Below are 20,513 nucleotides of genomic sequence, written 5' to 3'. Positions count from 1 at the left end.
CAAGCCGGGTCTGCCACGCTTGAGGGTGGCGCGCTGGCTGACCCGTCACAGCGACATTGTCGAAACCGGTAACGAGAGTTGGCGCTTCAAGACCCGTGAATGACCGAGAACCCGCTGGGCCGATACGGCTACGCTGTGTGAGGGCTACACCGCATCGGGCCTGCTACCCGAGCGCTCCGAGGGGGCCGCTTTTGGATGCCGATAGGGGGTCAAGATTGCCTGCAGATTGACAGGATGTCGCTCTTGGTTGGCCGCACATGATGCCATCCCCTGTTCGCGCATGTCGGTTTAAGTGACCACCAGCACCACGTGAAGCGAAAGACAGGAAGGTTGACGGGGATGACGTTCGCTCGTCCGATTTTGCTGCTGAATGCGACAAAGGACTCGTTCGGGGACGCTATGACGCAGCGAAGTTGCACCTAATGAAGGGCAGCAAGGGGCTGCGAGTAATGGCGCACCTCGGGAAACACCCTTATGCCTCCTGCCGCGCCGCCGCATGACCGGTTTGAGACCTTTCTCGCCAATCCTTTTGCCAGATCAAGCTGGCGCCAAGTTTACTCAGACGGCTCCGATCTGCCACAGGCAGGACGGGAAAGCGGCAATTGCGCCTGGGTCAGCGTTGCAACCGATGGATCCCACAGGCCTCAATCTTCTGGACTGAGTGCGCTGTGAAAAGCTGACGCGGTAAGTTCGATGAGTTGGGCATGGATCGCAGACCGAGAAGTGCCGTTTCCATCGTCACAGATCGGATCTTCGATACCTTCTTCCACGGCTATCTCCGCAGCACCCGGTTTGCATTCTCCAAACATCGAATGATGGCTTGCATCTTCGATCACGTGATAGGTTGAATCGTGAATTGCCGCTGCGACCCCCGAGGCCTGGATGGTTGCTGGAATCTCAGAAGCCGCGCCGAGGTTCACGACGTAAACAGGGATCGAAATCTCGGGAAGCGACTCGGGAGAAAATAAATCCGTGGGGGCCGGATCAATTGCCATAGCGAAACGCACACGGGGATCTGAATTGTCTCGACCGGCAGTCGTCTTGTCCATCGCATGGAGATCGACGCCGCTCATGCGAACCCAGTCGCACAGGGATGGGTTGAGCTCATCAGTGTCGCAATAGCCCGCCAATAGCTCCGGATCGAGTTTTGCGCCAGCAAGGGACAGGGCGGTATTGCCTCCCATCGACAAGCCCAGAACCCCGATACGGTCGGAGGCAACATGCCGTTGGAAGGTCGGACTGTCCTCGATTGCATCGAGCGTATCCGAGATATCCGCCGGTCGTAGCCAGAGCTTCATCGTTTCTGCCGCCGATCGGCCGGGGCCAGTATTGCCGGGATGGGTGGGGGCAGCGACGATGAATCCGTTCTGGGCAAGCGGCGTCGCTATCCAGCTCATCGCCTCGGAGCGTCCCGCAAGTCCCGCCCCATGCGACAGCAAAACGAGAGGGAATTCTCCGTCGAGAAACGGCGCATCCTGCATGGCGGGCGTCCCGTTAAAAAAGACATTTTCGCCCAGCAGGACAGTCTCGCCGCCTGCCGATGCCGGATACCAGATTGTCACCTCAAGATCGGTGTTCCTCTCGACCGATGGAACAACCATCTGCCGAACGCCAGCAGCATATTCGGCGGCAATGCCCTGTTGAGCAATGGACATCGAAATTGCCCATACTGACAGGATACAGGCGCGAGAGGCGGATCTCTTCATGACTTTCCTTATCCGGTTCCAGACGTGTTGCGGTCTTGACGTTATAGCTTGGCGACGGGGAAGCCATAGCATTATCGATTCGAGCCCGCGACTGATTTGTTCGCATTGCTGACCTTCATCTTCCGAAAAAAATGCTGCTTAATCGACGAACGGCCGGTCTAGTGAAGCTGCGGCGCAGCGTCCCATCAGGATGCCAACATTCGCAATGGGCCGGCCACGACGGACCGGCCCTTTTCACTCTGATTTCTACCGACTTTGCGATCGTGAGTGCATCCTCCAGTTTGACGCCGAGGTAGCGCACTGTGCTGTCCATCTTCATATGGCCAAGAAATCGCTGCAACCCTCTGAGATTTCCGGTTTTCCGATAAATTTGGGCGTCGTTGCATTTCTCCTGCATGAGGCGTGACTGCCCCTTACCCCGCTGACGTTAGGCTATGCGGAAGATCTCGGCGGTGCCGAGGGCGTTGAAGCGGTTTATGAGGGCGATGCAGATGTGGATTTCTGCGGTCTGGCGCTCGGGGTCTCGTGCCGCGATGCGCTCGGCGAAGGATTTCAGGCAGCGCACCCTCGCCTCGATCCTGCTGCGAACATGGTATCCAGTCCAGCGCTTCCAGAATGCCGCCCGTAATATCGCGTCGCGCGCAGAGTGTCGTTGCGGGCGCGTGCCGTAGGGCAGTCGTCTTTCCATAGCTGCCCGTTCTTGCGGATCGGGATGATCGGAACCGCGTCGCGCTCGATAATGGCCTTGTGGCAGCGGCGCGTGTCGTAAGCACCGTCCGCGGTCACTGTGCCGATCAGTTCGCTCTCTGGGATTTGGCTAAGCAGGTCGGGTAGCACAGGGCTGTCGCCGTCGCGGCTGGGGGTGAATTCCACGGCGCGGATGTCGGACGTGGCCGGGTCCATGGCTAAGTGGACTTTGCGCCATTGGCGCCGCCGCTGCCCTCCGTGCTTGCGCGCCTGCCATTCTCCATCGCCGAGGAACTTTATGCCCGTGCTGTCCACGAGCAGGTTCAGCGGTCCGTTGGCGCGCCGATACGGGACCTGGACGGCCAGGGTCTTCTGCCTGCGGCACAACGTGGTGAGGTCCGGTACAGGCCAGTCCAGACCCGCCAGCTTCAGGAGGCTCGCCACCATCCCGGAAGTCTGGCGCAGCGGCGATTTGAACAGGATCTTGATCGACAGGCAGAACTGTATCGCCGCATCGGAAAACACCGCTGGCCGCCCAAGCCGCCCGTCACGCGGCGCGCGCCAAGTCATGTTTTTGTCGACCCAGATTAGCAGAGAACCCGGCTGCCTGAGCGACGCGTTGTAGCTGGACCAGTTCGTCGTGCGGTGGCGGGCTGGTGATGGCTTGCTCATACGGCGCGTCTAACCGATGGATTCACGAAGTGAATCCTTTGTCGTCAGACTTGTGCAACAACGCCCGTCTTGCATCCGGAGCAATGCGGACTGAGTCTGCGCCATTTGGTGTTAATTTAACTGAGAGCTTTACACATTTTGACGGATGTACCCGCCAAAATGCCTGCCAAGCCGAAAACGCTTGGAAGCACCTTCATGCAACGCCCAGCGATTACTACGCAGAATCGCGCAGTCAGGGTGTTGCCAAGCTCATGCGGCAGATTGCGGTTCCCTGGGTGTCACGGATGACTCCGGAACAGCAAATGCGTGGTTAAACTCGTCGCTGTCCATGTTCTCTGGTCTTTTGCCAACATCGGTGATGGCGGGGCGTATTTCGCCACCTAGGTGTTCAGGTGCCAGCCTCCGATCCCAGGGCCTGTGATAGCTTTTGCGCGGAAGAGGTGACGAGGCGGATGCTGTGCTCGAGTTCCGACTCCCGGATACGGAAGGCCGGAGCGACGACGTGGATTGACGCGATCACCTGCCGGTTCATCGCAAAGACAGGAGCGGCGCAGGACACCTGATGTTCGCTTGCCTCGCTGCGGCTCACGCAAAAACCTTGCGACCGGATCCGGGCAAGCTCATCCATGACGGCCTCCCGCGTGCTGGGGGTATTCGATGTCAGTGCGGGAGGGTGCTCCGGAACGCAATCATCGATGAACTCCTTCGATTGAAAGGCCAGCAGACATTTCGGCGAGCCGGCATAGAGCGGCCTGCGGCGTCCTACATTGGCATGGACCCGCAGATCGCGAGAGGGTTCGGCCTTGGCAATGCACAGTGCCTCGAACCCGTCGATGATCCGCAGCTGCACGGTTTCGTTCACCCGCTGGCATAGCTGTTCGAGGATCGGTGTCGCCAGTCGAATCAGGTCAATCTGCGTGCTGGCATTGATCCCCAGCACCAGCATCGCTTCTCCGAGGCCGTAGGTCGCTTCCCCACTGCGCGATATGATCTGCTTCTGTTCCATTGTGTGCAACAAGCGGTAGGCACGTGACTTGCTGAGGCCCGTTTTCCGAGCAAGTTCGGTCACGCCCACCCCCGGGTGCCTCGCGACCTCGAGCAGCAAATCGAATGCCTTTTCTACTGATTCAACTGTATATTTCGGCATCTCTTAGCTTTGCCTCGATCTGTCATGCGGCTAAGAAAAACTTGTTTCGCACAATAAAACAACCGCAAAATGAATTTGACATAAATCACCCTGAGCAGGTTTCCTGAGAGCATCAAGGGGCCTCGCCCCGCGATCAATAACGCACCGCCCGAAACGGGCCTCATCCTTCGACAGGGAAGCTGACATTGACCTCATTCATGACCCGGCGCGGGTTTCACGCCTCCGTCCTCGCCCTGGTTGCGGCCACCGCAACGCCCGCATTCGCACAGGATGCCGAGCTGAGCATTGGCATGGCCGCACCCATCACCTCGCTCGATCCGCATGAGGATTCGAACTCTCCGAACAACGCCACCAGCCGGCACATCTGGGACAGCCTGATCAACCGTGGCGGCTCTGCCGAGAACAAGCCGCAGCTTGCTGAAAGCTGGGAGGTGGTCGACGACACGCACTGGCGCTTCCATCTCCGTGAGGGCGTGACCTTCCACGACGGCAGCGCCTTCGATGCCGATGACGTGGTCGCTTCGCTGATCCGGGCGCGGGACAAGGAAAGCCAGGCCTTCGCCTCCTATACCCGCAACATCTCCGAAGTGATCGCGGAGGATCCGCTGACCGTCGTGGTCGAGACCGCCGTGCCCGACCCGATGATCCTCAACTCGCTGAGCCGTATCCGGATCATCAGCTCCGACTACGCCGAGGCAGACGTCGCGGAATTCGAGAACGGCCCCGCCGCAGTCGGCACCGGCCCGTTCAAACTGGTGTCCTATACCCCTGGTGACCGGGTCGAGCTGGAGCGAAACGAGGATTACTTCGACGGCGCTTCGGAATGGTCCAAGGTGACCCTGCGCTTGGTGCCGGACAATGGCGGGCGGCTCGCGTCGCTGCTGGCGGGTGATCTCGACCTCATCGAGAACCTGCCCGCCGAAGGCGTCGCACGGGTCGAAAGCTCGAACGGCATGAAGGTGATCCGGGGTCAGTCCACGCGGCTGGTGTATCTGGGCATGGACGTGTCCCGCGACGAGTCGCCCTTCGTCACCGCCAAGGACGGCTCGGCACTTGGTTCGAACCCTCTCAAGGATGCCCGGGTGCGCAAGGCGCTGTTGATGGCGATGAACCGCGAGGCCATCGTCGACCGGGTCATGCAGAAGAACGGCACCGTGGCCGACCAGTACGTTGCCGAGGGCTTCTTCGGCCACTCTGACGAGGTCGAGCATGTTGCCTATGATCCCGAAGGGGCCAAGGCGCTGCTGGCCGAGGCGGGCTATCCCGACGGCTTCGCGCTGACGATTCACGGCCCGTCGGGCCGCTATGTGAATGACAGCGAGGTGGTCCAGGCCGCCGGCCAGATGCTGACCCGTATCGGCATCGACACCAAGGTCGAAGTGCTGCCCTGGTCGGTCTATTCCAACAACTATTCGAACGGCGAATATTCCCTGTTCCTCGGCTCCTGGGGAGTGAACACCGGCGAGGTGTCGAACCCGGCACTGGCGGTGGTTGCGGGCCGCGACGCCGACAAGGGCACCGGGCGCTACAACGGTGGCGGCATCGACGTGCCCGAGATCAACGATCTACTCGATCAGGCGACCGCGTCGCTGGACGAGGCAGAGCGCGAGCCGCTGCTTCAGGAGGTGTCGAAGCTGACCTTCGAGGACACCTGGCTGCTGCCCATGCACTACGAGAACGTCGTGATGGGTGCGAGGACCGGCATCGAGTTCAAGCCGCGCGGCGACAAGTACACGCTGGCCTACGAGGTGAAGAGCGCCGAGTGAGCTTCTGGCCGGGCGGCCTGCGCGCCGCCCGGCCTTTCCCGCCCAAAAGGCGGACGACATTCCCCATCCCCACAGGAGATCCCATGCAGGAGCTTGCCCCGGGCGCCGCCTCTGAACGCGCCCGCGCGATCTATGACTATGGCGAAACGGCGATTTTCGCCTCCGCCGCCGATCCGCGCTTTCACTTTTTGCTCTACGTTCCCCCCGCCGCTGCGGACGGCCGCAAGATCGACCTGCTGGTCGCGGTGCATGGCACCGGGCGCACATCGGCGCTCGAGTTTCGCGACGGGTTCGCTGAGTTCGGCCTGTATAACGACTGCGCGGTGCTCTGCCCGATCTTTCCGGTGGGCGTGCGCGGCGACGGGGCGCGGTCCGGCTATAAGATGATGCAGGAAGGCGATATCCGATACGACAAGGTCGTGTTGGACATGGTCGCCGAGATCGCCGCAAAATACGGGCAGGACTGGTCCACATTCGCCATGTTCGGCTATTCCGGTGGCGGCCATTTTACCCATCGTTTCGCGATCTTGCACCCCGAAAAGCTCTGGGCCGCCTCGATCGGTGCGCCGGGGTCGGTGACACTTTTGGACCCGGACCGTGACTGGTGGATCGGGGTGCGCGATCTGGCCGAACGCTTCGGGAAGCCGTTCGACCCGGCGGCTCTGGCGAAGGTGCCGGTGCATATGGTGGTCGGCTCGCTCGATCTCGAAACCTGGGAGATCACTCACAAGCCCGGCGGTGCCTATTACATGGACGGCGCCAATGACGCGGGCGAAACCCGCCCCGAACGGCTGCGCAGCTTGCAGAAATCATTCGAGGCGGCGGGCGTCAGAGTGACCTTCGACGAGGTGCCAGGCGTGTCGCACGACCGCCTGAAATGCATCGGGCGGACCAAGGCCTTCCTGACCCGCGTGCTGAAGGAACGTCGGTCATGAATCGCAACGCAACCATTGTCGCCCCGCAGCCTGAGGCGGTCGAGGCCGGGGCAGAGGTTCTCGAGCGTGGTGGCAACGCCATCGACGCGGCGCTGGCCTGCGCCTTCGTGCAGGGCGTGGTCGATCCGCAGATGTCGGGCATCGGCGGCTTCGGCTCCATGCAGGTCTACATGCCGGGGCGCGGCATCCACGAAATGCTGGAGTTCTACGCCCTCGCCCCCGCCGCCTGCACCCCGGACATGTGGCAGGACAAGCTGATCGGTCAGAGCCGTGACGGTTTCGGATTCATCCTCGAGGGAAATATTTCCGAGATCGGCTATCTCGCCTGCTGCACTCCCGGCTCGCTCAAGGGCTACGAGACGGCGCTGCGCGACTACGGCAGCTGGGACTGGGCCGACCTGATCGCGCCCGCGATCCGCTATGCCGAGGACGGGTTCAAGATCCGACCCCACATGCACTGGTACTGGACCAAGGACCAGAGCGGCGACGGCCAGACCAACACGATCACCAAGCTGCGTTACTCTGAGACTGGCAAGCGCGTCTATTTCCACGAGGACGGCCGCCTGCGTGGTGTCGGAGAGATCCTGCGCAACCCCGATCTCGGGCGCACTTTGCGGCGCATCGCGGAAAGCGGCGGGTCCGACATTTTCTACCACGGTGAGATCGCGCAGCAGATCGCAGATGATTTCGCGGCCCATGGCGGGCTGATCGGGTTGGATGATCTCGCGCACTACGGAGTTACCAAGGCCGCCCCGGTCTGGGGCAGCTATCGCGGCAAGCGCATCGCCTCGAGCCCGCCTCCGGGGTCGGGGATGCCGATGATCGAGCTGCTGCACATCCTCGAGAATTTCGACCTGCGCACGATGAAGCACGGCTCGGCGGACTATGTCCGCACGCTCTTCGAGGCGATGAAGCGCATGACCATCGACAAGGATGCTCATATGGGCGATCCGGCCTATGTAGATGTGCCGGTTGAGATGCTGCTGTCGAAGGAACACGCAGCGGGCCATGCCACCAGCATGAAGGCTGGCGAGCGTGCGAATGTAGAACGGCTCGACCTGTCGCAGCGCGACACCACCCATATTTCGGTGGTGGACAAGGACGGCAACGCGGTGGCGCTGACCCATTCGCTCGGCTCGCCCTCGGGCGCGATCACAGAGGGGCTGGGCTTCATGTACAATGGCCTGATGGGCCGGTTCGACCCGCGTCCTGGCAAGGCCGCCTCCATCGCGCCGCGCAAGCGCAGGGCCTCCTCTGCCGCTCCGACCATCGTTTTCGACGGCGAGGCCCCCTCGATCGTCATCGGCGCGCCGGGTGGCAGCTACATCGCCCCGACCGTGGCGCAGGGCATCGTCAACATGATCGACTTCGACATGGGAATCCACGAGGCAGTGTCCGCACCACGCATCGTCGGCGTGTCAAACAGCATCGACATCTGCAATCGCATCCGGCGCTCCGTCGCCGACAGCCTGCGGGCCGAGGGCTATGACGTCGTGCGCTCGGCTCAGACCTATGCCTTCGCGGCACTGCACGGTATCCGCATAGACGGCGGGGTCTCCTCGGGCGCGGCGGACCCGCAGCGTGACGGCATGGCGATCAGCGTCGACTGAACGGGCAAGGAATTTCCATGATCACCAATCTGATAAGACGCGGCATCCAGGCTCTGTTCGTCATCTTCGCGATGACGCTCATCGTCTTCGTCGGCGTCAATGTCATCGGCAACCCGGTAGACATCCTCATCAACCCCGACCTCAACCAGGCCGAACGGCTGCGGGTGATGCAGAACCTCGGGCTGGATCAGCCGCTCTGGCGTCAGTACCTGAGCTTTCTCGCGGGGCTTGCGGAGGGCGATTTCGGAGACAGCTTCGTCTACGGTCGCCCGGCGCTGGGGGTGATCCTGGAACGGCTTCCGGCAACGCTTGAACTGGCGCTGGCGGCGATGGTCATCGCCATCGTGGTCGGCTTGCCGCTGGGGCTTTATGCCGGGCTCTACCCGGACCGCCTCTCGTCGAAGCTGATCATGACCGGCTCGATCCTCGGCTTCTCGCTGCCGACCTTCTGGGTCGGGCTGATGTTCATCCTGCTCTTCGCGGTGCAGCTTGGCTGGCTGCCGTCGAACGGGCGTGGCGAGACGGCGGGGGCGTGGTCCTTCCTCACCGGCGACGGGCTGCGGCACCTGATTTTGCCCGCGCTGAACCTCGCACTGTTCAAGACCTCGCTCATCCTGCGCCTGACCCGCGCAGGCGTGCAGGAGGTCATCGCACAGGATTTCGTCAAGTTCGCGCGTGCCAAGGGCCTGCTCGAGCGCCGTGTGGTGCTGGTGCATATCCTCAAGAACCTGATGATCCCGGTTGTCACCATCATCGGGCTGGAGTTCGGCTCGCTCATCGCCTTCTCGGTGGTGACGGAAAGCATCTTCGGCTGGCCCGGCATGGGCAAGCTCATCATCGACAGCATCAACCTGCTCGACCGGCCGGTGATCGTTGCCTACCTGATGATGATGGTGGTGCTCTTCGTGACGCTGAACTTCGTCATCGACATCTGTTACACGCTGCTGGACCCGCGCGTCCGGTTGGACGGGAAGGGCTAAGCCATGGATAGCAAACTTGCCGATGCGGCGCAGATCGCGCCACCTAAACCGCGCGCTTCGGCTGCCCTGCTGCGGTTCCTCAAGGCGCCGACCGCTCTGATCGGGGTCATTGGGCTGACGCTGGTGGTGGGGGTCGCGGTCTTCGCGCCGATCCTGTCGCCGCAGGATCCCTATGACCTGATGCAGCTCGACATCATGGACAGCCGCCTGCCGCCCGGCTCCGAGAGCTTCACCGGCGTGCCGTACCATCTCGGCACGGACGGGCAGGGGCGCGACATCCTGTCGGGCATCATGTACGGGCTGCGAACCTCGCTCATCGTCGGCATCGTCTCGGCCTTCGTCGCCGCGCTGATCGGCACCACGCTGGGGCTGCTGGCCGCCTATCTCGGCGGACGGGGCGAGGCTCTGCTGATGCGGCTCGTGGACCTTCAGCTCAGCTTTCCGACGATCCTCATGGCGCTGATGGTGCTGGCGATCCTCGGCAACGGTGTAACCAACGTGGTTCTTGCGATCATAGTCGCGGAATGGGCGACCTATGCCAGAACCGCGCGAGGCACCGCCCTGGTCGAGCGCGAGAAGGAATATATCGAGGCCGCCCGCTGCCTGCGCATTCCCGCGCGGCGTATCCTGCTGCGCCACATGCTGCCCAACTGCCTTGCGCCGATCATCGTCATCGCGACGATGCAGGTCGCCCGCGCCATCGGCCTCGAGGCAACCCTGTCCTTCCTCGGGCTCGGGGCGTCTGTCACCCAGCCCTCGCTAGGGATGCTGATCGCCAATGGCTATCAGTACCTGCTGTCCGGGCTCTACTGGATCAGCTTCTACCCGGGGATCGCACTGCTGATCACCATCGTTTGCATCAACCTCGTCGGCGACCGGCTGCGCGACGTGCTCAACCCGAGGAACGCCCGATGACCGCGCTGCTTGACGTCCGAGACCTCGTGACGGTCTTCCCCTCCGGCGGGCGCGATCTGCGCGCGGTGGACGAGGTGTCGTTCAGCGTGAACCGGGGCGAGGTGCTGGGGCTGGTCGGCGAAAGCGGGTCCGGCAAGAGCGTCACCGGCTTTTCCCTGATGGGACTGGTGGACGCGCCGGGGCGCATTGCCTCCGGGCAGATCCTGTTCGATGGCGACGATCTGGCGAAGGCCTCGCCCGAGGCGATGCGCTCGCTTCGCGGGCGGCGGATCGCAATGGTCTTCCAGGACCCTATGATGACGCTGAACCCGGTGCTGCGCATCGGCACCCAGATGACCGAGACGCTGCACGCCCACGAGCGCATCGGCAAGCCCGAGGCCCGCGCCCGTGCCCGTGATGCGCTGGCGCAGGTCGGCATCCCCAGCCCCGAGGAGCGGCTCGACGCCTATCCGCACGAGTTCTCCGGCGGGATGCGCCAGCGGGTGGCCATTGCCATTGCGCTGCTGCACCGCCCCGACCTCATCATCGCCGACGAGCCGACGACCGCGCTGGACGTGACGATCCAGTCGCAGATCATCTCGGAATTCCAGGCGTTGACCGAACGGCAGGGCACGGCGGTGATCTGGATCACCCATGATCTTGCCATCGTCTCGGGCCTCGCTGACCGCATCGCGGTGATGTACGGCGGCCGCATCGTCGAGACAGGCCCCATCGCCGAGGTGCTGACAGCGCCGAAGCATCCCTACACCCGCGGACTGATCCGCTCGGTCCCGTCCGAGAACAGCCGCGGCGCGCGGCTGGCGCAGATCCCCGGCGTGACGCCCTCGCTGGCGCATATGCCGCAGGGCTGTGCCTTCCGCTCCCGTTGCCAGCGCGCCGATGCCGCCTGTGCCCAGCGACCCGGCGCCTACGGCTCCGACTCCTGCTGGCACCGCTGTTTCCACCCGCACGAAGAGGCCCTCACATGACGCTTCTCTCTCTCGAAGGTATCACCCGCCGCTTCGGTTCCACCCCCGATCTTGCCGCTCGCATCGCCATCCGGCTCGGCGCTGCGAAACCGCCTCCCGTGGTACAGGCGCTCGACGGCGTGTCGCTGGACATCGCCGAGGGCGAGGTGGTCGGGCTGGTGGGCGAATCCGGTTGCGGCAAGTCCACGCTGGGGCGCATCGCGGCGGGCATCCTGCCTGCCTCCGAGGGCACCATCCGCTGGAAGGGCAGGGACCGCGCCACGCTTCAGGGCCGCGCCCGGCGCGATGCCGAGCTTGCGGCACAGATGATCTTCCAGAACCCGATGGCAGCACTGAACCCGCGCATGAACGTCGAGGCGCTGGTGGCCGAAGCGCCGCAGATCCACGGCATGATCAGCGGCGGCAAGGGGGCCTATGTCGACGATTACCTCAGGAAGGCCGGCTTCGACCCCGAGATGAAGCGGCGCTACCCTCACCAGTTCTCCGGCGGGCAGCGGGCGCGGGCCAACATCGCCCGCGCGCTGGCGGTGCAGCCCGAGTTCCTCGTCTGCGATGAAAGCGTCGCCGCGCTCGACGTGTCGATCCAGGCGCAGATCCTCAACCTCTTCATGGACCTGCGCGAACAGCTCGGGCTGACCTATTTGTTCGTCAGCCATGATCTGGGTGTGGTCGAACATATCTCGGACCGGGTCGCGATCATGTACCTTGGCCGCATCGTCGAGGAAGCCCCGGTGGCCGAGGTCTTTGCCCGGCCCAATCACCCCTACACGCAGCAGCTTCTCGCAGAGGTGCCCCGCATCCGCCCGGGGAAACGACGGTTCTCCGCCGTGAAAGGCGAATTGCCCAGCCCGCTGAATCCGCCCAAGGGGTGCCACTTTCACCCGCGTTGCGCTTTCGCGACCGAACGTTGCCGCATCGAGGTGCCGAAGATGCGCCAGATCGCGCCTGGCCACAGGTCGGCCTGCCACCTGAACGACGTCGCATGAGCATGCCTCCCAGCTTTGCCATGGCGCTTGCCTTGGGCACGCTAGGCGGGGCGCTCTTCACATGGATCGGCATGCCGCTGTCGTGGATGCTGGGGGCGATGACGGCGACGGGGCTTGCCGCGATCATGGCGCTGCCGGTTAAGGGGTTCGTGAAGGCCCGCCCGCCGATGTCGGCTGTGATCGGGGCGATGCTGGGCTCGCAGTTCGGTCCTCACACACTGGAAAGCGCGGCGACCTGGTGGCCCGCGCTGCTGGGGCTGGCGGCCTATCTCGTGGTGGCGGCAGGGATCTGCATCTTCTACCTGCGCAAGGTGGCGCGGCTCGATGGGCCGACGGCATTTTTCTCCGCCATGCCTGGCGGGCTCGTTGACATGGTGCTGCTGGGAGCCGAGCGGGGCGGAGACGAACGGACCATCGCGCTGATGCACTCGGCCCGGATCTTCCTCGTGGTGCTTGGGCTGCCGCCGGTCATGATGCTGGCGACCGGGGCAGACCCGGTGGCGCGTGCAGCGGACTGGCGGCCTTTGACGAGCATGGGCATGATGGACGTGATCTTCCTGCTGGGGGCCATCGCCGTCGGAACCGGGCTGGGCAAGCTGCTGCGCCTGCCCGCGCCCTTCCTTATCGGCCCGATGCTGGTCAGCTCGTTGCTGCACTGGTCCGGCACCAGCGGCTTTGCGGTGCCAAGCGCGATCATCGCTGCGGCGCAGGTGGTGCTGGGCACCACCGTCGGATGCCGCTTCGCCGGGATATCGAGGCGCTTCGTGCTCAGGATCCTTGCCATCTCGGCAGGCTCTACGGCGCTGCTGCTGTTGGTCGCTGTGGTCTTCTCATTTGCGCTGCACGCCGTGGTCGATGTCCCGGTCGCGGGCATGCTTCTGGCCTTTTCGCCAGGCGGACTTGCCGAGATGAGCCTTGTTGCGCTGGCGCTAAAAATCGAGGTGTCCTTCGTGGTTGTCAGCCACATGGTGCGGATCGGGCTCGTGATCCTTGCCGCCGGGCTGCTGTCGAAGAGGTACAGTCCCACCGCCTGATCCCCTGACAGGCCAGTTCCCCCGACCGGAGCCTGAGCGGCCCCGGACCAATCCCCTTTGTCTTGCCAAACGGAGCTTCCATGACCCTTTCCAATGATCCGACCGCAGAGATCAAGGCGCTGACCGCCGAAAGAGCTGCGCATTACATCGGGGTCCGCCGCGACCTGCACATGCACCCTGAGCTTGCCTTCGAAGAGCATCGCACAGCCGCCAAGGTCGCAGATGAGTTGCGCCGCATCGGGCTTTCCCCGCGCATCGGCGTCGGCCGCACCGGCGTCGTCGCGGACATTGAGGGCGGTCGGCCCGGCCCAAGGCTGCTTATTCGTGCCGACATGGACGCGCTGCCGATCCACGAGCGCACGGGCCTTCCCTATGCCAGCCAGATCGACGGCAAGATGCACGCCTGCGGCCATGACATCCATACCGCGACGCTGCTGGGTGTCGGTGAGGTGCTTCACCGCATGGCCGACCAGCTGAGCGGTAGCGTCCGACTGGTTTTCCAGCCCGCTGAAGAGGCCATCGGCGGTGCGCGGGAAATGATCGCCGACGGGATCCTCGAAGGAGTCGACATGGCGCTTGGGTTGCACAACCGCCCCGAAATCGCTGTCGGCAGCTTCGGTATCGTTGAGGGCTTTGCCAATGCCTCGGTCGATACGTTCGATCTGACGATCCACGGCAAGTCGGGCCATGCGGCGCGATCCTATGCCGCGCTCGATCCTATCGTGGTGGCCGCCCAGTTCATCAACCAGGTGCAGACCGTCATCTCGCGAGATGTGCGGGCACTCGAGTCCTGCGTGATCTCGATCGGGTCCATCCATGCAGGCGAGGCACGCAACGTCATCCCCGGGTCCTGCACCATGACCGGCACGATCCGCAGCCGCCATCCTGAAGCGCGGGCCACCGCCGAAAGACGCCTTCGCCAGATCTGTGCGGGGCTCGAGACCGGGACGGGCGCGGGCATGGCGCTGACATTCGTGCACGGGACACCCGGCATCCGCAATGAACCGAAGATGCTTGCCGCAACGCAGACGGCCATCGAGCACCAGTTCGGCGACGTCGCGCTGCGCTATGAGCCAAGTATGGGAGGCGAGGACTTCGCTCTGATCGCCGAAGCCGTGCCATCGTTCCGCCTGCTCGTCGGGTCTTCGCAGCCGGGCCGCAACGACAGGGTCCACAACGACGACTACCAGCCCGACGAGCGGTGCATCGCCTTCGGCACCGAGGCGCTGGCCCGCGCGAGCCTCGACCTGCTTCGATGAGCAGCCGCGCGTTCAGCGATGATTTGAAGCGGAACGGGGGGGCGGGTCAGCAGGTGAAACAACTGGTGGGAGTGTGTGTTGGCGGGTGAAAGAAAACCCTCGCGAGGCTGTCGCCAGATGACGCCGAGATCCGGTGAATTTAGCAGGAACTGGCACGGATCTCGGCGGAGCATATCCTTCTAAAGGCTGGTCCTGCCCGCAGCCCGCCTGTGCAATGTAGCAAGTGCCTGTTTCACGCGCTTTACGACGTACAAACGTCTATGGCCTAGAGAACGTCTCGGGACATCATCTACACGAAGGGGCTCACTTCGTCGCGTTGTTGTGGGCGACCACCCTTGGACGCGCTCGGCAGGTCGATCCGACGTACGATGTCTGCCTGTTCGAGCGCTGCAATCGCCATGTCGATCTGCTCCTGTTTCGCTGGCCCGGCCAATTGCATACGGCGCACCTCTCGTCTGGAAAACTCGGTCCAGCCCTTATGTTTGATCAACTAGATCAAGGCAGGCCCGGAGCGCTCTTTCGCCGACACCGAAGCAGCGCATAGCTACGCTTCGCCATGGGGAAAACGTAGTCCAAGAAGAATGTGGTGACCTTGCGCACCAATACCGCCTCTGTCCGAAGAGTATCTGCCCTCGGCTGGCACGCCCAATTCATGCAGGAAGGACCAGGGAGTGCCGATCAGCCAGCCCGCCAGCTCGTCACGCACTTGTAGCAAGCCCTTGGGCTGACTTTGCATAAGCGTTGCGAACTTCTAAATTGTGACATCTGACAGAGATGGGCGGTGCTCGCGGTCCATCTTCATTCGGGTGGCGGGGATGACCCAGAGCACGGCATCTAGATCGATCTCATGCCGGATTGCGCCGCGCACTTCCTGTGAGCGAGCGGCGGTAGTGCCAGCAATTCGAGTGCCCGTTCTCCGGCGCCGCTGCGCTGCCATCCAAGGCGGGATATCGTCGATCTGAAGCGCTGGCTGATTGGCTTGTTTTGCCACCTTGGCGGCAGCGGGCAGCAGCTCTTCTAGATTACCCAACCATCGCGTGGGGTTGTCTCCCGTCCGCTGCCCGGCAACGGTCGCCCAGGACAGCACCAACTTGATGCGCCCGCGCAGCCGAGATGCAGTCTCGGTCTTGCTCAGCCAGACTGGTTCGAGCACCCGCAGAACATCCTGCACGGTGATGTCCTGCACCAGCATGTCGCCCAGCGCTGGCTCGACGTAGGTCTTGAGGGTGTTGGCCCGTTGTTGGCGATGCTTGGGATTCTAAAGGCATCCGACTTTGCGGTGAGGCCATTTCTCTACGGCGTCCCGAAACGTCATACCTCGGCGCTCTGCGGCCGCGAGTGCGGACTGAGCAGCCTTTCGCTCTTCGCGTGGGTTGATCCCCCTCCAGATCTTCCCCTTGATTTCGCGTGCGCGGTCTCTGGCCTCTGCGAGCGGCACATCGGGATAGCCCCCAAGCCCGATCTCATGTCGCTTACTTGCTATCGAAACGCGCAACACCCAGGTTCTGCCGCCCTTCGGGGTGAGCTGGAGTTGCAGGCCGGAGGGGCCGCCCATTGCGAAATTCTTTTTCCCCCCAGCCCCGGGGTGGCGCAGACGCTTCACCTCGAGCGCAGAGAGTTCTTTGGCAACTTTCGGCAAGAATCAGATTTCATCTTACCCGCCAAAATAGGATGCCAATATTCGACCCTTCATTGCAGCGAACCGCAGCTCTGCATCCGCACACTTGTGCGGTAAGGTGTTGTGACGAGGGGGTAGATTTCTTCTGTCTGCAGTTCCTTGCAACCTAAGTCTGGCGGGCCGAGCCTCCGACAACCTTCTGTTGAATTCGTGCCGCGTCCCTTGCATCGAGGATGAAATGCCTGCGGACCCGGGCGCTACCTTACGCAAGGGTGACGGTGTGCCAGCGCTGCTCAACACCGAGAACAAACCCAGCGCTTGACGCCTTTGCGCATCCCGCAGACACGCGCGTCTTGAGCCCGTGGGGCAAGGCACCACGATGATGCCTTGCCCTGTCTTGTGCTGCACCGCGCCAGCAGCACTGGCTGGCGCGGCTGCTTACGGCCGGATCGGGATCAGGCGCCGAAGCCGCCCGCCGTCGGCGTGGTGACGATGACGGCCTCGCCCGGGGCGACGCTGGTCTGATCGCTGGCCGACAGGACTTCAATGTCACCGGAAAGGCGCCGGATCTCTGTGCGGCCGCACCGGCCCGCGCCGCCACCGGCAAGTCCCTGCGGTGGGTTGCTGCGGTGTGAGGACAGGATCGAAAGATCCATCTCCTCGAGGAAGCGGATCACCCGGGTGGTACCATCACCGCCCCGCACCCGGCCCGCGCCGCCCGAGCCCTCGTCGATGCCGAACCGCTCGAGAAGCACCGGGTAGCGGCTCTCGAGGATCTCGGGGTCGGTGAGCCGCGAGTTGGTCATGTGCACATGCACCCCCGACTGCCCCGAGAACTCGTGCCCGTCATTGAGCCGCCCCGCAGGCGCACCGGCGCAGATCGTCTCGTAATACTGGTGCGTGTCATTGCCGAAGGTGAGATTGTTCATCGTCCCTTCGCTGTTCGACAGTGCCCCGAGCGCGCCGAAGAGCGCGTTGGTGACATGCTGCGAGGTCTCGACGTTGCCCGCGACCACCGCCGCCGGGTAGGTGGGCGCCAGCATGCAGCCCTCGGGGACGATGATGCGGATGGGCCGCAGGCAGCCCGCGTTCATCGGGATCGGTGCCTCGACCATGACGCGGAAGACATAGAGCACCGCGGCGCGGGTGACCGGTTCGGGGGCGTTGAAGTTGTTCTTCTCCATGCCGGAGGTGCCGGTGAAATCCACCACCGCCTCGCCCTTGTCGCGGTCGATGGTGATTTTCACCTTGATGACCTGTCCGGTGTCGGTGGGGTACTCATATGAGCCGTCCTCGAGCCTGCCCAGAACGCGGGCGACCTCGGCGGCGGCGTTGTCCTGCACGTGACCCATGTAGGCCTGCACCACGTCCAGCCCGAACTGGTCGATCATCCGCCGCAGTTCCGCCGCGCCTCGGGCGTTTGCCGCAACCTGCGCCTTGAGGTCGGCGACGTTCTGGTCGGGATTGCGGCAGGGATAGGCGTGATCGGTCAGCAGATCGCGCAGCGGCCCATCGCGGAACCGCCCGTTCTCGACCAGCAGGAAGTTGTCGATCAGGACGCCTTCCTCGTCTACCGAGGTGGCGCGCGGGGTCATGGAGCCGGGCGCGATGCCGCCCACATCCGCGTGGTGCCCACGCGATGCGGTCCAGAACAGGATCTCGCCATCCTCGAACACCGGGGTGACAACCGTGATGTCCGGCAGGTGGGTGCCGCCATTATAAGGCGCGTTCAGCGCAAAGACATCGCCGGGGCGCACCTTGCCCGCGTTCTGGCGAATGATCGCTTCGACCGAGCGGTCCATGGACCCAAGGTGCACCGGCATGTGCGGCGCGTTGGCCACCAGCGCCCCATCCCGGTCGAAGACGGCGCAGGAGAAATCGAGACGCTCCTTGATGTTGACCGACCGCGCGGTCTTTTGCAGGGCGACGCCCATCTGCTCGGCGATGTTCATGAAGAGGTTGTTGAACACCTCCAGCAGCACAGGATCCGCCTTTGTGCCCGCAGCGCCCGCGTGCGCGGCGGCCTCGGTGCGGGTCATCATGACGTGGTCATAGGCAGAGACTTCGGCGCGCCAGCCCGGTTCGACGACGATGGTCTGGTTCTTCTCGATGACCAGCGCGGGGCCCTGAACGTGGCGGCCCGGAGTGAGCGCATCGCGGCGGACCACGGCGGCCTCGTGCCAGCTGCCGCCAGAGAACACGGGCACGCGGGCCTCGATCTCGGCGGCGCCGTCGCCAAGCGCAAGCGTATCGTCTGCCGTTGTCCCTTCGGGGGCCTCGCCCTCGACCTCGACCGCCTCGACGATCAGCGGGGCGTCGGGGTCGGTAAAGCCAAACTCGGCCTCATGCGCGGCCTCGAAGGCGGCGCGGGCGGCGGTCTCGTCGCCGTCCCATGTCACGGGCAGGGCGGTGTCGGTCCCAGCATAGCGCAGATGCAGGCGGCGGCGCAGGTCGATGTCCTCGCGTACGCCTTGCTCTGCCAGCGCCTGCAGGACCTGGGCCTCGAGCCGTTCCAGCGCTGGGCCAAGGTTGGCTGTGTCACCAAAGACGCCTTCCAGCCCCTGCTGGCGGCTTTCGGTCACCCGCGCCAGCCCGATGCCGTAGGCTGACAGCAGCCCCGACAGCGGGTGGATCAGCACGCGGCTCATCCCCAGCGCATCGGCCACGAGGCAGGCATGCTGACCCCCGGCACCGCCGAAGGCGTTGAGCAAATAGCCGGTCACGTCATGGCCGCGCTGCACCGAGATCTTCTTGATCGCATTGGCCATGCTTTCCACGGCGATGCGCAGGAAACCCTCGGCGACCTCCTCGGGGGCCTTGTCGCCTGCGATCTCGGCGAATTTTGCTGCCACAGTGCCCTGGTCCAGCGGCTGGTCCTGATCGGGGCCGAAGATGGCGGGGAAATAGGCAGGGTTGAGCTTGCCCAGCATGACGTTGGCATCAGTCACCGTCAGCGGCCCGCCGCCGCCATAGCAGGCGGGGCCGGGATGGGCGCCGGCGCTGTCAGGCCCCACGCGGAAACGGCCGGGATCGGCGTGCAGGACGGACCCGCCACCGGCAGCCACGGTGTGCACCTGCACCATCGGGGTACGCATGCGGACGCCCGCCACCTGCGTTTCGAACGTGCGCTCGAAGGCGCCGTCGAAATGCGCCACGTCGGTCGAGGTGCCGCCCATGTCGAAGCCGATCACCTTGTCATGCCCGGCGATCTGCCCGGTGCGCGCCATGCCCACGACGCCCCCCGCAGGCCCCGACAGGATCGCGTCGCGTCCCTTGAAGCGGTCGGCGGCGGTCAGCCCGCCCGAAGACATCATGAAGAGCAGCGTCGGCCCGGCCTCGTCCGGAGGGGTCGCACCAAGCGCCCGCGCCACCCGGTCGACGTAACGCGACAGAATTGGAGTGAGGTAGGCGTCAACCACGGTGGTGTCCCCGCGCCCCACCAGCTTGATGAGCGGCGAGACTTCGTGACTGACCGAGACCTGACCAAATCCGACCTCCTTCGCCAGCGCCTCCAGCGCCTGTTCATGGGCGGGCGAGGCCCAGGCATGCATCAGCACGATGGCCACCGCGTCGATACCATCCGCCTTGGCCTGCTGCAGAGCGCCGCGGGCGGACTCAGGGTCGAGCGCCTGTTCCACGGTGCCATCGGCGCGCACCCGTTCGTCGATCTCGATCACCCGTTCGTAAAGCTGTTCGGGCAGCACGATGTCCTTGGCGAAGATCTCCGGGCGGTCCTGGTAGGCGATTCGCAGCGCATCGCGGAACCCCTTGGTGATGAGCAGAAGCGTGCGGTCCCCCTTACGCTCGAGCAGCGCATTCGTCGCGACGGTGGTGCCCATCCGTACGGTTCCGACAAGGCTTGGGTCGATGGTTTCTGCGCCGGTGGCCGTTTTCAGGTGACGGCGAATCCCTTCAATGGCGCTGTCCTCGTAGACGCCGGGGTTCTCCGAAAGAAGCTTCATCGCGGTCAGATTTCCGTTTGGATTCCGTGCGATGACATCGGTGAAGGTGCCCCCGCGGTCGATCCAGAAATCCCATTCCTTACGGCCTGCCTGCTCATTCATTGATCTTCTCCATACAAAACGATGATAATTTGCTTACATTTTGTTGACGAAAGTTTGGTGTGTCTGTCAAGCTTGTCACACGTCATCAGGCGGCGGGCCGGTCCCGTCGCACAGAAAACGGACACGGACGGGCAATGACCCGGACCGACAGAGAGGAGTACGACCA

Annotated in this window: 13 protein-coding genes and 3 pseudogenes; 9 read left to right on the top strand and 7 right to left on the bottom strand. The window is 63.8% G+C overall.

Annotation, left to right across the window (positions count from 1 at the left end; all coding sequences use genetic code 11):
* Positions 1-644: 644 nt before the first annotated feature.
* From IEX41_RS04955 to IEX41_RS04945, 4 genes and pseudogenes are all read right to left on the bottom strand, one after another.
* The gene (locus tag IEX41_RS04955) at positions 645-1,706 is read right to left on the bottom strand and encodes an alpha/beta hydrolase family protein (RefSeq protein ID WP_188789073.1); all 1,062 of its coding nucleotides are present in this window, start codon (positions 1,704-1,706) and stop codon (positions 645-647) included.
* A 241-nt stretch (positions 1,707-1,947) separates the two neighbouring features.
* Positions 1,948-2,079: pseudogene (locus tag IEX41_RS21425) on the bottom strand (integrase); the annotation flags it as partial.
* A 54-nt stretch (positions 2,080-2,133) separates the two neighbouring features.
* Positions 2,134-3,065: pseudogene (locus tag IEX41_RS04950) on the bottom strand (IS5 family transposase).
* 388 nt (positions 3,066-3,453) lie between these two features.
* A complete protein-coding gene (locus IEX41_RS04945; RefSeq protein ID WP_188789072.1) occupies positions 3,454-4,212 on the bottom strand; it encodes an IclR family transcriptional regulator in 759 nt (252 codons plus the stop codon).
* Between the two features lie 290 nt (positions 4,213-4,502).
* Here IEX41_RS04945 and IEX41_RS04940 point away from each other — a divergent pair, with 290 nt between their 5' ends.
* The 9 genes from IEX41_RS04940 (at position 4,503) to IEX41_RS04900 (ending at position 14,665) form a co-directional block, all read left to right on the top strand.
* Positions 4,503-5,978 carry an ABC transporter substrate-binding protein gene (locus IEX41_RS04940; RefSeq protein WP_229672929.1) on the top strand — a complete coding sequence of 492 codons (1,476 nt, stop codon included), beginning with the start codon at positions 4,503-4,505 and terminating at the stop codon, positions 5,976-5,978.
* Positions 5,979-6,061: 83 nt separating this feature from the next.
* A complete protein-coding gene (locus tag IEX41_RS04935) occupies positions 6,062-6,913 on the top strand; it encodes an alpha/beta hydrolase family protein (protein ID WP_188789071.1) in 852 nt (283 codons plus the stop codon).
* Positions 6,910-8,523 (top strand): gamma-glutamyltransferase, encoded by a 1,614-nt coding sequence (ggt, locus tag IEX41_RS04930; protein ID WP_188789070.1) that lies wholly within the window; start codon positions 6,910-6,912, stop codon positions 8,521-8,523. Before IEX41_RS04935 ends, ggt begins: the two co-directional genes overlap by 4 nt.
* Positions 8,524-8,540: 17 nt before the next feature.
* A complete protein-coding gene (locus IEX41_RS04925) occupies positions 8,541-9,503 on the top strand; it encodes an ABC transporter permease (RefSeq protein ID WP_188789069.1) in 963 nt (320 codons plus the stop codon).
* Between the two features lie 3 nt (positions 9,504-9,506).
* Positions 9,507-10,418: an ABC transporter permease gene (locus IEX41_RS04920; protein ID WP_188789068.1), complete on the top strand. Its 912-nt coding sequence runs from the start codon at positions 9,507-9,509 to the stop codon at positions 10,416-10,418.
* On the top strand, positions 10,415-11,386 hold the full coding sequence (locus IEX41_RS04915) for an ABC transporter ATP-binding protein (protein WP_188789067.1): 972 nt from the start codon (positions 10,415-10,417) through the stop codon (positions 11,384-11,386). Before IEX41_RS04920 ends, IEX41_RS04915 begins: the two co-directional genes overlap by 4 nt.
* A complete protein-coding gene (locus IEX41_RS04910; protein WP_188789066.1) occupies positions 11,383-12,372 on the top strand; it encodes an ABC transporter ATP-binding protein in 990 nt (329 codons plus the stop codon). The genes IEX41_RS04915 and IEX41_RS04910 overlap by 4 nt, the downstream gene beginning before the upstream one ends.
* Positions 12,369-13,406, top strand: coding sequence for an AbrB family transcriptional regulator (locus tag IEX41_RS04905; RefSeq protein ID WP_188789065.1), 1,038 nt, complete (start codon positions 12,369-12,371; stop codon positions 13,404-13,406). The genes IEX41_RS04910 and IEX41_RS04905 overlap by 4 nt, the downstream gene beginning before the upstream one ends.
* A gap of 80 nt (positions 13,407-13,486) precedes the next feature.
* Positions 13,487-14,665 (top strand): M20 metallopeptidase family protein, encoded by a 1,179-nt coding sequence (locus tag IEX41_RS04900; protein ID WP_188789064.1) that lies wholly within the window; start codon positions 13,487-13,489, stop codon positions 14,663-14,665.
* Between the two features lie 751 nt (positions 14,666-15,416).
* On the opposite strand, the pseudogene IEX41_RS04895 reads toward IEX41_RS04900, so the two are convergent.
* The 3 genes and pseudogenes from IEX41_RS04895 to IEX41_RS04885 all read right to left on the bottom strand — a co-directional run.
* A pseudogene (locus IEX41_RS04895) lies at positions 15,417-15,911 on the bottom strand (tyrosine-type recombinase/integrase); the annotation flags it as partial.
* A 12-nt stretch (positions 15,912-15,923) separates the two neighbouring features.
* The gene (locus tag IEX41_RS21830; protein WP_373285611.1) at positions 15,924-16,268 is read right to left on the bottom strand and encodes an Arm DNA-binding domain-containing protein; all 345 of its coding nucleotides are present in this window, start codon (positions 16,266-16,268) and stop codon (positions 15,924-15,926) included.
* 470 nt (positions 16,269-16,738) lie between these two features.
* The gene (locus IEX41_RS04885) at positions 16,739-20,347 is read right to left on the bottom strand and encodes a hydantoinase B/oxoprolinase family protein (RefSeq protein ID WP_188789061.1); all 3,609 of its coding nucleotides are present in this window, start codon (positions 20,345-20,347) and stop codon (positions 16,739-16,741) included.
* Positions 20,348-20,513: the final 166 nt, after the last annotated feature.

The organism is Salipiger pallidus, from assembly GCF_014643635.1.
GTDB lineage: Bacteria > Pseudomonadota > Alphaproteobacteria > Rhodobacterales > Rhodobacteraceae > Salipiger > Salipiger pallidus.
The sequence above is the reverse complement of the archived record's forward strand: the minus strand, read 5'-3'. Positions and strand labels throughout refer to the sequence as shown.